We start from the raw sequence: 12,979 nt of genomic DNA, 5'->3' as shown, positions 1-12,979 counted from the left end.
GAAGCACAAAGGCGACCCGAAGGTCGCCTTTGTCATTTGTAACGATAAAAAATCGTTACTTCTTCTTACGCACATACAGGACCAGATTGTGGTCCACCAGCTCAAAGCCATGCTCGGCTACGATTTCGCGCTGGCGCTTCTCGATTTCGGCATCCATGAACTCGATGACTTCACTGGTATCCACGTTCACCATATGGTCGTGGTGACCGCCATCGGCCAGCTCGAACACTGCATGGCCGCCGTCGAAGTTGTGGCGAACCACCAGCCCCGCCGCTTCGAACTGGGTCAGTACGCGATAGACGGTGGCCAGGCCTACGTCCTCGCCTGCTTCCATCAGTGCCTTGTAAACATCCTCGGCACTCATGTGACGCTGCTCGGTGGAATCGAGCATCTGAAGGATCTTGACTCGAGGCAGGGTCACCTTGAGACCGGCTTTGCGCAATTCGCTATTTTCAACCATGGTCAGCTTTCTCGCCGATGCTGCTTCGCAGCTTCTCTTAATACGGGTATGATCGGGGTTTACGTTGTCCAGCCAAGATAGTGGAAGTCGCCCACCGATGCAAAACACCAAGCTCTTGCTAACCAGCCTCACCCTAGTGGGACTGCTCGCACTCGCCGGTTGCTCGTTTCCCGGGGTTTACAAAATCGACATCCAGCAGGGCAATGTCGTCACGCAGGACATGATAGACCAATTACGCCCGGGAATGACCCGCCGGCAAGTAAGGTTTATCATGGGCAACCCGCTGATCCAGGACACCTTCCACACCAACCGTTGGGATTACCTGTACAGCCTGCAGCCGGGTGGTGGTAAACGCCAGCAAGAGCGCATGAGCATCTTCTTCAACGAAAGCGACCAACTGGTCAGCTTGTCGGGCGACTTCATGCCAGGCGTCAGCCGCGACCAGGAAATCCTCGGTGGCAGCAGCGACACCACCGTCAGCCCGGCCACCGAGCCAGGCCAGACCGAACAGCCAGCAGCGCAGCCTGAAGAAAAACCAGCCAAGCCTGGTTCAACTGAAGAGGCCATTCAGCGCGAAATCGACACCATCGAGACCACCCCGGTCCCGACCCCGGCACCGCTGGAAACCCGTTAACCGGGAACAGCAGATGCAAAAAAGCCCGGACCTGGTCCGGGCTTTTTGTTTGCAGCTTATGCGTCAGCCATTCAATTGCTTGGCACGCTGGCAGAACGCATCGACCAGTGTGTTGGCCGCCTGATTGAACAGCGGGCCCAACGTGGCGCGCACAATCGGCCCGGCATAATCGAAGGACAGGTCCAGGCTGATCTTGCAGGCCTTTTCGCCCAACGGCTTGAACACCCACACGCCATGCAGCTGCGTGAACGGCCCCTCTTCAAGGTTCATCTCGATCGACTGCCCCGGCACCAGCACATTACGCGTGACGAAGTACTGGCTCATGCCGCCCTTGGCCACCTCCAGCTTGGCATGCATGTGCGTATCACTGGCATCGATCACCGTCGAGGCCGAGCACCACGGCAGAAACTCTGGGTAGCTGGCCACATCGTTGACCAGATCGTAGAGCGCCTGGGCGGGGTATGGCAGCAGGGCGGAGCGTTGAATATGGGTAGTCATCCAGGCGTCACTTCCAAGGCTGGGTGGCTTCGCTTCGCAGCGTGCCGAAAACAGGTTCTGTGCGTATGACAGGGTTTGTATTGTCCGGTATTCATTCCGGTGGCTCAAGCACACCGAAATCCCATAGCGAACGACGCGCGGCTTTGCCTATAATGCCGCCCCTATGGCTAAGCAAAAAAAACATCCGACCGGGACCATCGCGCAGAATAAAAAAGCGCGACACGATTACTTCATCGAACACAAGTTCGAGGCCGGGCTGGTCCTGTCCGGCTGGGAAGTAAAAAGCCTGCGAGCTGGCAAGGCGCACCTCGTTGACAGTTACGTGCTGCTCAAGGACGGTGAGGCCTGGCTGTTCGGCAGCCACATCACCCCGCTGACCACTGCCAGCACCCACGTCATCGCCGACCCCATCCGCACCCGCAAGCTGCTGCTGAACAAGCGTGAGCTCGAGCGGCTGGAAGCGGCTGTAGCGCAAAAAGGCTACACCTGCGTGGCGTTGTCGCTGTACTGGAGCAAGCACCTGATCAAGTGCGAAATCGCACTGGGCAAGGGCAAGAAGGAATTCGACAAGCGCGACACCGTGCGCGAACGCGATTCCAACCGCGAGCTGCAGCGGGTTGTGCGGAACAAGGGCAAGGAAGACTAATCGGTCTTTAGCCTGTTCCGGCCTCTTCGCGGGGCAAGCCCGCCCCCATATGGCCTTCACAGCCATTGAACGCTGTGGGGGGCCTGTGGGAGCGGGCTTGCCCCGCGAAGAGGCCAGCACTGCCTATACAAACCTCAGCGCCCGCTGCGCCGCTCCGCGCGCGCCACGCGCTGCGCCTCTTCATGCGCTTCTTCCAGCACCTCCTGCACATACAGAATGTGCCGGCTGGACACTTCCCGCGCATCTTCCGCCCTGCCCTCGACAATCGCCAGGTACAGCTCCCGGTGCTGACTGATCAGCATGTCCCGGGTTTCGGTGCGCTGCTGATACATGCCGCCAATGTTGGTCACCACGTTGCGCTTGAGCAGGTCGAACAAGCCCCGAATGGTGTGCAGCAAGACCGCGTTATGGCTGGCCTCGGCAATCGCCAGGTGAAAGCGTGCATCCGCCGCGCCCTCCTCCGCCCGGGTCACTTCATCGACCCGGGTGTAGCAGTCTTGCAACGCATCGAAGGCCGCCTTCAAACGCGCCCGGTCCGGGTCGGTGGCGCGCTGGGCGGCGTAGTAGGCACACGACGCCTCCAGGGTATGGCGAAATTCGAGCAGGTCGCGCTGCGCCTCGGCACTGTGCTCAAGCAACTGCAGCAGTGGGTCGCTGAAGGTAGAGCCCAGTGATTCGGCAACAAAATTGCCCCCGCCCTGGCGGCTGACCAGCAGCCCTTTGGCCACCAGCTTCTGGATCGCCTCACGCAGTGACGGGCGGGACACGCCGAACTGCTCGGCAAGGGCGCGTTCGGCCGGCAGCCGCTGCCCCGAGGTCAGCGTGCCTTCCAGAATCATCCCTTCCAACCGATCGACGATGTCGTCGGACAGGCGCCGTTGGCGGACCTGATCAAAAACCATCACATGCTCTCCACAAACCCCCGGCAAATTTCAGGGGCGCCTATTCTCGCCGATCCCGGCCGCGCAAACACCCATCAAGCCGCGATTTTGCCAGCGCATCAGGCGCCCGCTCATCGGCACGCGACCAAAGTTTTGCACAGGACAAATTGACACACCCACGACAGCGCTTTTAACCTAGCGACCAGCCATTGTAAATTGGTCTTACCAATTATCCAATGCCAGTGCTGACCAACAACAATTAGGGGCCACCCCATATGCAAACCTGGCAACAACTCTATAGCCCGCTTGGTAGTCTTGGCCTGTCCGCACTGGCGGCAGTCATCCCTATCGTGTTCTTCTTCCTTGCCCTCGCCGTGTTCCGCCTGAAAGGCCACGTAGCGGGCAGCATCACCCTTGCCCTGTCGATCCTGGTGGCGATCTTCGCCTTCCAGATGCCTGTCGACATGGCCCTCGCCGCCGCGGGTTACGGCTTCCTCTACGGCCTCTGGCCGATTGCCTGGATCATCGTTGCCGCGGTGTTCCTGTACAAACTCACGGTCAAGAGCGGCCAGTTCGAAGTGATCCGCAGCTCGGTGCTGTCGATTACCGACGACCAGCGCTTGCAAGTGCTGCTGATCGGCTTCTGCTTCGGTGCCTTCCTCGAAGGCGCGGCGGGCTTCGGCGCCCCTGTGGCAATCACTGCCGCACTGCTGGTGGGCCTGGGCTTCAACCCGTTGTACGCCGCCGGCCTGTGCCTGATCGCCAACACCGCCCCCGTGGCCTTCGGCGCCCTGGGCATCCCGATCATCGTGGCCGGCCAGGTCACCGGCATCGACGCCTTCCACATCGGCGCCATGACTGGCCGCCAGCTGCCGCTGCTGTCGCTGTTCGTGCCGTTCTGGCTGGTGTTCATGATGGACGGCCTACGTGGCGTGAAAGAAACCTGGCCTGCCGCCCTGGTGGCCGGCCTGAGCTTCGCCGTCACCCAGTACTTCACCTCGAACTTCATCGGCCCTGAACTGCCCGACATCACCTCGGCGCTGGCCAGCCTGATCTGCCTCACCCTGTTCCTGAAAGTCTGGCAGCCAAAGCGTTCGTTCAGCGAAGCCAAAGGCAGCGTCGGCGCAGCCGTTGTGCAGCCAAGCGGCAGCCAGCCTAGCCCTTACAGCTTTGGCGAAATCTTCAAGGCCTGGTCGCCGTTCCTGATCCTGACCGTACTGGTCACCATCTGGACCCTGAAGCCGTTCAAGGCAGCGTTCGCCCCGGGCGGCGCGATGTACAACTTCGTGTTCAACTTCGCCATCCCGCACCTCGACCAACTGGTGATCAAGACCGCACCGATCGTTGCCGCGCCCACTGCCATGCCAGCAGTGTTCAAGCTCGACCCGATCTCCGCCACCGGCACCGCGATCTTCCTCTCGGCGCTGATCTCCATGGCAGTGCTGAAGATAAACTTCAAAACTGGTCTGACCACTTTCAAGGAGACCTTCTGGGAGCTGCGCTGGCCCATCCTGTCGATCGGCATGGTGCTGGCCTTCGCCTTCGTCACCAACTACTCGGGCATGTCCTCGACCATGGCCCTGGTACTGGCCGGCACCGGCGCCGCGTTCCCGTTCTTCTCGCCGTTCCTTGGCTGGCTGGGTGTGTTCCTGACCGGTTCGGACACCTCGTCCAACGCCCTGTTCAGCTCGCTGCAGGCCACCACCGCACACCAGATCGGCGTCAACGACACCTTGCTGGTAGCGGCCAACACCAGCGGCGGCGTGACCGGCAAGATGATCTCGCCCCAGTCCATTGCCGTGGCCTGCGCCGCCACCGGCCTGGTGGGCAAGGAGTCCGACCTGTTCCGCTTCACCGTCAAGCACAGCCTGTTCTTTGCCACCATCGTGGGCCTGATCACCTTGGTGCAGGCTTACTGGCTGACCGGCATGCTGGTTCATCACTAAAGTGAAAGGGGCCGGGCGCCATCGCGTGCCCGGCACTCCCCACAAGCAACGCTGCGAGAATCCATGATCATTTCTGCCTCTACCGACTATCGCGCCGCGGCCCAACGCAAGCTGCCTCCTTTCCTGTTCCACTACGCCGACGGCGGCGCCTACGCCGAGCACACCCTGCGCCACAACGTGTCGGACCTGGCCGGTATTGCGCTGCGCCAGCGCGTGCTGAACAACATGTCCGAGCTCAGCCTGGAAACCAAGCTGTTCGACGAAACCCTGAGCATGCCGGTGGCCCTGGCCCCGGTCGGCCTCACCGGCATGTACGCCCGCCGGGGCGAAGTGCAGGCGGCGCGTGCAGCGGCCGCCCACGGCATCCCGTTCACGATGTCTACCGTGTCGGTGTGCCCGATCGAAGAAGTGGCCCCGGCCATCGACCGGCCGATGTGGTTCCAGCTGTACGTGCTGAAGGACCGCGGCTTCATGCGCAATGCCCTGGAGCGGGCCAAGGCCGCCGGGGTCAAAACCCTGGTGTTCACCGTCGACATGCCGGTACCCGGCGCCCGCTACCGCGATGCCCACTCGGGCATGAGCGGCCGCAACGGCCCGCTGCGCCGCGTGCTGCAAGCCATGACCCACCCCGAGTGGGCGTGGGATGTGGGGGTGATGGGCCGCCCGCACGACCTGGGCAACATCTCCAAGTACCGCGGCAACCCCACCGGCCTGGCCGACTATATCGGCTGGCTGGGTAACAACTTCGACCCGTCCATCTCCTGGAAAGACCTGGAGTGGATCCGCGAGTACTGGGACGGCCCGATGATCATCAAGGGCATTCTGGATGCCGATGACGCCCGCGATGCGGTCAAGTTCGGCGCCGACGGCATCGTGGTGTCCAACCACGGTGGCCGCCAGCTCGATGGCGTGCTGTCCAGCGCCCGCGCCCTGCCGGCCATTGCCGACGCCGTCAAAGGTGACCTGAAGATTCTGGCCGACTCCGGCATCCGCAGTGGCCTCGACGTGGTGCGCATGATCGCCCTGGGCGCCGACACCGTACTGATCGGCCGCGCCTTCCTCTACGCCCTTGCCGTGCATGGCCAGGCCGGGGTGAAGAACCTGCTTGAGCTGTTCGAGAAGGAAATGCGCGTGGCCATGGTGCTGACCGGCGCCAAGTCGATCAGCGAGATCACCCGTGACTCGCTGGTACGCGAACTGGGCGCCTGACCGCCTGCAAGAAACACCGCCTGATTGACCCGGGGCATGTGGCGCACAGACGCCACAGCCCCGCGAGGAGACTGCATGAGCTTGCCCGCCGCGTTCCTGCGTGATGCCGAGCGCCTGATACCCGCCGAACGCCGCTTCGACGACCCCACGTCCACCCTGGCCTTTGGCACCGACGCCAGCTTCTACCGGCTGATCCCCAGGCTGGTGGTGCGCGTCGAGTCCGAGGACGAAGTGGTCGGCCTGATCAAACTGGCCCAGCGCGAGCGGGTGCCGGTCACCTTCCGCGCAGCCGGCACCAGCCTGTCTGGCCAGGCCATCACCGACTCGGTGCTGATTGTGCTCGGCGATAACTGGAACGGCCGCGAAATCCGTGGCCAGGGCGAGCAGATCCGCCTGCAACCCGGCGTGATCGGCGCCCAGGCCAACGCCTGGCTGGCCCCCTTCGGGCGCAAGATCGGCCCCGACCCGGCCTCGATCAACGCCTGCAAAATTGGCGGCATCGTTGCCAACAACGCCAGCGGCATGTGCTGTGGCACCGCGCAGAATACCTACCACACCCTGGCCGGCCTGCGCCTGGTGCTGGCCGACGGCACCCGCCTGGACAGCGAAGACCCGGCCAGCGTCGCCGCCTTTGCCAGCAGCCACGCCGAGTTGCTGGCATCGCTGGCCAGCCTGGCCCGCGAGACCCGCGCCAACACTGCGCTGGCCGAGCGCATCCGGCACAAATACCGGCTGAAGAACACCACCGGCCTGTCGCTGAACGCACTGGTGGACTACGACCAGCCGCTGGACATCCTGCAGCACCTGCTGGTCGGTTCCGAAGGCACGCTGGGCTTCATCAGCGCCGTCACCTACAACACCGTGCCCGACCACCCGCACAAGGCCAGCGCCCTGCTGGTGTTCCCCAGCGTCGAAAGCTGCTGCCGCGCGGTACCCGTGCTCAAGCAGCAGCCGGTCTCGGCCGTGGAACTGCTCGACCGCCGCAGCCTGCGCTCGGTGCAGAACATGCCCGGCATGCCGCTGTGGGTAAAAGGCCTGTCGGACAACGCCTGCGCCCTGCTGATCGAGTCCCGCGCCGCCAGCCAGAGCCTGCTGCACGAGCAATTGCACCAGGTAATGGCCTCGATCGCCGACTTCCCGCTGGAACAGCAAGTGGACTTCAGCGAAGACCCGGCCGTGTACAACCAGTTGTGGAAAATCCGCAAGGACACCTTCCCCGCCGTCGGCGCCGTGCGCCAGACCGGCACCACGGTGATCATCGAAGACGTGACCTTCCCCGTCGAGCAACTGGCCGAAGGCGTCAACCGCCTGATCCTGCTGTTCGACAAGCACCGCTATGACGAAGCGATCATTTTTGGCCACGCGCTGGAAGGCAACCTGCACTTCGTCTTCACCCAAGGCTTCAACAGCGCCGCGGAAGTCGCCCGTTACCAGGCCTTCATGGACGACGTGGCGCACCTGGTGGCCGTGGAGTTTGGCGGTTCGCTAAAAGCCGAGCACGGCACCGGCCGCAACATGGCACCGTTCGTGGAACTGGAGTGGGGCCATGACGCCTACCAGCTGATGTGGAAGCTCAAGCGCCTGCTCGACCCCAACGGCATCCTCAACCCCGACGTGGTGCTGAGCATCGATCCGGACATCCACCTGAAAAACCTCAAGCCGCTGCCTGCCGCCGACGAAATCGTCGACAAGTGCATCGAATGCGGCTTCTGCGAACCGGTGTGCCCGTCCAAGGGGCTTACCCTCAGCCCACGCCAGCGCATCGTCATGTGGCGTGACATCCAGGCCAAGCAACGCGCCGGCATCGACACCCGCGAACTGATGCAGACCTACCAGTACCAAGGCATCGACACCTGCGCAGCCACTGGCCTGTGCGCCCAGCGCTGCCCAGTCGGCATCAACACCGGCGAGCTGGTGAAAAAGCTGCGCAGCCAGGCCGCCGACCACATCAAGACCGCCGACTGGCTCGCCGACCACTTCCACACCGCACTGGGTGGCGCCCGCCTTACCCTCACGGCCGCCAACACCGCCCGCAAGCTGCTCGGCGCCCCCCGCCTGGGCCGCCTGAGCGCCACGCTGAGCAAAGCCAGCAAAGGCCGCCTGCCCCAGTGGACACCGGCCATGCCACAACCCCTGCGCCCGATCAGCTTCGGCCCTGTCAGCAACGACGCCCGGCCCCGCGTGGTGTACCTGGCAGCCTGCGTGTCACGGGTGATGGGCCCGGCCTATGCCGACCGCGAGCAAAGCTCGCTGCTGGACAAAACCCGCGCCCTGCTGGAAAAGGCCGGTTACCAGGTGGTGTTCCCCGACAACGCCGACAGCCTGTGCTGCGGCCAACCTTTCGCCTCCAAGGGTTACCCCGAACAGGCCGAGCACAAGCGCCAGGAGCTGATCACCGCCCTGCTGCACGCCAGCCGCGGCGGCCTTGACCCGATCTACTGCGACACCAGCCCCTGCACCCTGCGCCTGGTGCAAGACCTGGGCGAAACCCGGCTGGACCTGTACGACCCCGTGCGCTTCATCCGCACCCACCTGCTCGACCGCCTGGAGTTCACCCCCCAGGACGAGCCCGTAGCCGTGCACGTGACCTGCAGCACCCAGCACCTGGGCGAAAGCCAGGCCTTGATCGACCTGGCGCGGCGCTGCAGCAAACAGGTGGTAATCCCCGAAGGCATCCATTGTTGCGGGTTTGCCGGTGACAAAGGCTTCACCACCCCCGAGCTCAACGCCCACTCGCTGCGCAGCCTGAAGGATGCGGTGCAGTATTGCAGCGAAGGCATCTCCACCAGCCGCACCTGCGAAATAGGCCTGTCGAGCCACAGCGGCATCGACTACCACGGCCTGGTCTACCTGGTAGACCGTGTTACCCGGCCACGCAGCATCTAAAGGCAGACACCTTCACTGTTGTAGGAGCGGCCTTGCGTCGCGATTGGGCCGCAAAGCGGCCCCCAGGTTCTCAGTAGCGCTGCATCGATCGCCGGGGCTGCTCTGCAGCCCTTTCGCGGCACAAGGCCGCCCCCACAGGTACAGCGCATCTCCGATGCCAAGCACGATTCCTGTGGGAGCGGCTTCAGCCGCGAACACCGGCAAAGCCGGTGCCATCCCCCACCCCAACATCGCCCCGCCACCATCCCGACAAACCAATCCCTACACCCGCCTAAAGCCCCCGCTATAGCCTATCCCCGAGCCAACCAAGATCCATGCGTGGGCTCGCCCCGGGTACAAACCGGAGACATCGTTTACATTTCAAACCGGGGACATGGTTTACAGGCTAAAGGCACCTGGCACAGCGTATCCCCGGCCCAAGCACGATCCATGTGGGAGCGGGCTCGCCCCGCGAACACCGGCAAAGCCGGTGCCATCCCCCACCTCAATATCGCCCCGCCACCATCCCGATTGAACCCCCGCCAATCCCCCACAGTCCACCCTACAGGCCCACCTTCCAGAGGCCCCAGAGGAGACACCCATGAAAGGTACCGCGCTTTCGGCCCTGTTCGCGGCCGCCACCCTGCTGGCTTCGCCGGTGTTCGCCGCCGATGACCTCTGCACCACCAACCTGCAAAAGATCGACGACAGCATGGCCACCGCCGGCGCCACCTCCGAAGGCCTGGACAAGGCCCTGACCGAGCACGTCGACAAAGCCAAAGCCGCCCAGGCCTCGGGCGACACCAAGGAATGCATCGCCATCACCAGCAAAGTCCTGGAGCGCCTGGAGAAAACCGAGAAAGGCAGCGGCTCTGGCAGCGGCGGCGCGTGAGCCATGAAGCGGGCGACAGGACCGGCTGTCGACGTCGCCCGCGCAATGGCGTATACTCCATCCCACGTGCCGTAAGGTGCGTTAGCGTAACGCTAGTGTGGGGCCGATTAGGATTCGACGCCGGTAGCGAAACTCTAGGTGCATGCCGAGTTGGTAACAGAACTCGTAAATCCACTGTTGCAACTTTTATAGTTGCCAATGACGAAAACTACGGCGCGGAGTACAAGCTGGCTGCGTAAGCAGTCCTCTTGACCCGTTGCTTCTGGTAGCTTCGGCTCCAGCAATCACTAGGGGATGCCTGTAAACCCGAACTGATTGTCATACAGAACAGGATCGTCGCGTAGCACGTTGTGGGCGAAGTGACTAAAACTTACACAACTCATCCAAAGCACCCTGCCCGTCGGGCGGCTGCGGATTAAATCAGTAGACACGGCTACGCATGTAGTACCGACAGCGGAGTACTGGCGGACGGGGGTTCAAATCCCCCCGGCTCCACCAAATTATCCTTACAAATCAAGCACTTAGCCAATGGCTTAAGTGCTTTTTTTGTGCCTCGATGGGTGGTTTTGGCTGGGAAATGCCAGCCTTATGACAGCGTGAAAGGGGAGCTTTGCCTCCAGACGAGCTGTCCAAAAAAACAGTACCTAAGGCGTGGTGGCCGTTGCCAGCAATACGCTATTATTTGAATACGCCGGGGGCCTTATGAGAAACGCACCCTCGGATCCTGCCCTGTGACTATCGAAGGATGGACTACGGCGGGACTCACTCATAGAGAGCTGAGGTCATGGACCCAGAAGGGCCAAAACACATGCAGAAGAAGCAGATAGTGCCTACGGATAACTCCAAAGAGCCGACCTTCGACTTCGATTTAGAGGCAGTGAAGGCGTCGATTGAAAGCGGCGTGATTACCTTTCCACGCGGACTTAAAGCACAAGAGCGGAAAGAATGGGTACGGAACCAACTGAAAGCACTGGACAGCCACCATTCATCGTAGATATGAGCGTCAGTTTCGCTCGTATCTACGCGAGGCTGCCTGCAAACGAATCTCAACCGATCGACGATTTGATTGATCACGTTGAAGCCAAAGGCCTCAATGGCTTACCTGGACGTTTGAAAAAGTCTGACGATATCAACCCCAGCACTGCTGGCTGGCTGGCGAAAGTGAATTTCGTTCGGACGTTCAACCTCTACCATTACCATGCGGGCTACCCGGTCTGGGATCTATCCCGCCCGCATGGAGACTACACCTCCGAATGGGTGATCCAGATGATGTTGAGCCCATGCGGTTACAAGACCACTTTGGTCACTTGGAACAAACACCCTCCGTTCGAGTTACCCAAGCCGCATGAGCTGCTGATGCCAGGGCAAACATTGGATGATCTGCCAAAGTTTTAGCTCGGCTAGTTACGTATTAGGCAGCTTTCGCAGCCTCAGTCACCCTACGTCACCCCGCTCACTTGCGCTGCTCAGCTAGCAGCGCACTCGCCTTCACTCCAATGTGTCAGTCTTCAGCAAGCCGGCGCCCTCACGCTCTAGTGAAGAGGCGGCAAAGCCTTGCCGCGCAGCTTTGCGATCACCCGAAGCTGGTAGTCGGACACCGCCTGGAAAAGAGACTCGGCGAGCAGGCGTAGCCGCTCGACCTCCTCAGGCGGCGCGCAGTTGTCTTGGGCCTGGTGATACTCGCGCATGGCGTCGAAGGCCTGCTGAATCAGCGGCTCGCCGGCCTCGACCATGCCAATGAATGTGCGCTTTTCCACTGCCCTACCCCTATCACTTGATCAGGGCATTATAGGACGCTTCGCAGGCCTGGCCCGCTATTCGGGCTTGGTCATAAGCTTTCGCCAACTCTCCCGCTCGAGCATCAGCCCGTGCGAACAGGTCGGAGAGCACCATGGCGGCGCGGGTGGCTGCCTGGCCTCTGGCGACAGCGGCGGTATCCGTGCCGGGGCAACTGACGGTGGCGGCGAACTTGCTGGCTTCGTCGCGCAACCGCTGGCCAGCAGCATCGGCGTCAGCAGCGCCAGCATCAGCAATCGCTCTTTCATCCTGGGCATGGGCTCTCGCCTCCTCCTGCGCTTCGGCGCGTCGTTGTTCTTCCTGCCGGGCACCGCGCTCGCCGATGACCTCGGCCAGCCGGTCACCACTGTCACGTTGCGCTGACGCTTGGCCGGCAACCGCGCGCTCCACCGACCGGCCATGCTGGTAGGCGCCCCAGTAGGACGTCACCACAAGGACCAAGGCTGCGGTCTTGACCCAGCCTTTCACGCCGCCATCTCCCCGCCGCAGGCGCTGAACATCGCAAGCAGCTGATCTTGTGGCTTGGCCTCGACCGCCCTCTCCGCTTCGTAGATGCCCAGCAGCGCGGCCAGCTTGTGCTCGCGCTGGCCATAGCCAGCACCGGGCAGACTGGCCCAGATCGGGGCAGCCTTGGCGATCGCTTCGGCAATGCGGCCGGCCTTGATGAGCGGCAGCGCGCCGCACTCCGTCAGCAACTTGATTGCAGCCAGGTCCTGGGCCTCGGGAATGAAACGGCCCTTGAAACCATAGTTCTTCACGATGGCGTCCCAGGTGCCGGCGAGGAACTGATACCGGCCGGCAGCGGAGCTGTAGATGCTGTACTTCGGCAGCCACACCTTCACCTTAGGGTGCTTGCTGTAGTCGCTGAACAGCTTCCCGCCCACCAGGACGTTGTACCCGTCGTCACTGGCCTTGATAGTCGAAGTGCCTTCGGACCAGGCCAGCATGTCCAGGAAGGCAATCACGTTTACGCCGCCAGCACCCGCGGCAGGAATTCGGGCCATGGTTTTCTCCAGGCAAAAAGAAGCCTGCGCAATGCAGGCGTGAGGTGACTGCGGGCGTCAAGCGACAGGCGCTTCCGGTTCCGGCGCCGGATCGGAGGCGCGGCGCGGCTTGGCAGCGCCCGCCTCCAGCACGAACTGGGCGTGGGT

General features: G+C 62.4%; 13 protein-coding genes and 1 other RNA gene. 8 read left to right on the top strand and 6 right to left on the bottom strand.

The features are described 5' to 3' along the window. Window positions 1-55: 55 nt before the first annotated feature. Window positions 56-460: a ferric iron uptake transcriptional regulator gene (fur, locus tag LU684_RS18285; RefSeq protein ID WP_003249922.1), complete on the bottom strand. Its 405-nt coding sequence runs from the start codon at window positions 458-460 to the stop codon at window positions 56-58. Window positions 461-557: 97 nt separating this feature from the next. Between fur and LU684_RS18280 the strand changes: the two genes are divergently transcribed. Beyond that, complete coding sequence (locus LU684_RS18280; protein WP_024717412.1) at window positions 558-1,094, top strand: outer membrane protein assembly factor BamE; 537 nt, start codon at window positions 558-560, stop codon at window positions 1,092-1,094. Window positions 1,095-1,157: 63 nt separating this feature from the next. Here LU684_RS18280 and LU684_RS18275 read toward each other — a convergent pair whose 3' ends face one another. Next, window positions 1,158-1,592: a type II toxin-antitoxin system RatA family toxin gene (locus LU684_RS18275; RefSeq protein WP_016489182.1), complete on the bottom strand. Its 435-nt coding sequence runs from the start codon at window positions 1,590-1,592 to the stop codon at window positions 1,158-1,160. A 163-nt stretch (window positions 1,593-1,755) separates the two neighbouring features. Here LU684_RS18275 and smpB point away from each other — a divergent pair, with 163 nt between their 5' ends. Continuing rightward, window positions 1,756-2,238, top strand: a complete 483-nt coding sequence (gene smpB / locus LU684_RS18270; protein WP_016489183.1) for an SsrA-binding protein SmpB — start codon at window positions 1,756-1,758, stop codon at window positions 2,236-2,238. Window positions 2,239-2,372: 134 nt separating this feature from the next. On the opposite strand, the gene LU684_RS18265 is transcribed toward smpB, so the two are convergent. Next, window positions 2,373-3,140 (bottom strand): FCD domain-containing protein, encoded by a 768-nt coding sequence (locus LU684_RS18265; protein ID WP_016489184.1) that lies wholly within the window; start codon window positions 3,138-3,140, stop codon window positions 2,373-2,375. A gap of 254 nt (window positions 3,141-3,394) precedes the next feature. On the opposite strand from LU684_RS18265, the gene LU684_RS18260 reads away from it, so the two are divergent. The 6 genes from LU684_RS18260 (at window position 3,395) to LU684_RS18235 (ending at window position 11,426) form a co-directional block, all read left to right on the top strand. Next, window positions 3,395-5,065, top strand: a complete 1,671-nt coding sequence (locus LU684_RS18260) for a lactate permease LctP family transporter (protein WP_016489185.1) — start codon at window positions 3,395-3,397, stop codon at window positions 5,063-5,065. Window positions 5,066-5,128: 63 nt separating this feature from the next. Then, complete coding sequence (gene lldD, locus LU684_RS18255) at window positions 5,129-6,274, top strand: FMN-dependent L-lactate dehydrogenase LldD (RefSeq protein WP_019470436.1); 1,146 nt, start codon at window positions 5,129-5,131, stop codon at window positions 6,272-6,274. Between the two features lie 75 nt (window positions 6,275-6,349). Continuing rightward, a complete protein-coding gene (locus LU684_RS18250; RefSeq protein ID WP_232894884.1) occupies window positions 6,350-9,160 on the top strand; it encodes an FAD-binding and (Fe-S)-binding domain-containing protein in 2,811 nt (936 codons plus the stop codon). 580 nt (window positions 9,161-9,740) lie between these two features. Continuing rightward, complete coding sequence (locus LU684_RS18245; RefSeq protein WP_016489189.1) at window positions 9,741-10,031, top strand: hypothetical protein; 291 nt, start codon at window positions 9,741-9,743, stop codon at window positions 10,029-10,031. A gap of 99 nt (window positions 10,032-10,130) precedes the next feature. Beyond that, window positions 10,131-10,529, top strand: a transfer-messenger RNA (tmRNA) gene (gene ssrA / locus LU684_RS18240). A gap of 447 nt (window positions 10,530-10,976) precedes the next feature. Beyond that, complete coding sequence (locus LU684_RS18235) at window positions 10,977-11,426, top strand: hypothetical protein (protein ID WP_156858327.1); 450 nt, start codon at window positions 10,977-10,979, stop codon at window positions 11,424-11,426. Between the two features lie 137 nt (window positions 11,427-11,563). Here the strand turns inward: LU684_RS18235 and LU684_RS18230 are convergent, their stop codons facing one another. The 3 genes from LU684_RS18230 to LU684_RS18220 are packed head-to-tail and all read right to left on the bottom strand — an operon-like array spanning window position 11,564 to window position 12,832. After that, window positions 11,564-11,788, bottom strand: coding sequence for a hypothetical protein (locus tag LU684_RS18230; protein ID WP_114942536.1), 225 nt, complete (start codon window positions 11,786-11,788; stop codon window positions 11,564-11,566). A gap of 13 nt (window positions 11,789-11,801) precedes the next feature. Continuing rightward, on the bottom strand, window positions 11,802-12,296 hold the full coding sequence (locus LU684_RS18225) for a DUF2514 domain-containing protein (protein ID WP_114942537.1): 495 nt from the start codon (window positions 12,294-12,296) through the stop codon (window positions 11,802-11,804). Further along, window positions 12,293-12,832: a glycoside hydrolase family 24 protein gene (locus LU684_RS18220; RefSeq protein ID WP_063426704.1), complete on the bottom strand. Its 540-nt coding sequence runs from the start codon at window positions 12,830-12,832 to the stop codon at window positions 12,293-12,295. The genes LU684_RS18225 and LU684_RS18220 overlap by 4 nt, the downstream gene beginning before the upstream one ends. Window positions 12,833-12,979 lie beyond the last annotated feature (147 nt).

It is taken from the genome of Pseudomonas sp. NMI542_15 (assembly GCF_021283425.1).
GTDB lineage: Bacteria > Pseudomonadota > Gammaproteobacteria > Pseudomonadales > Pseudomonadaceae > Aquipseudomonas > Aquipseudomonas fortuita.
Note: the sequence above shows the minus strand (reverse complement) of the source record. Positions and strands in the feature narration are given on the sequence as shown.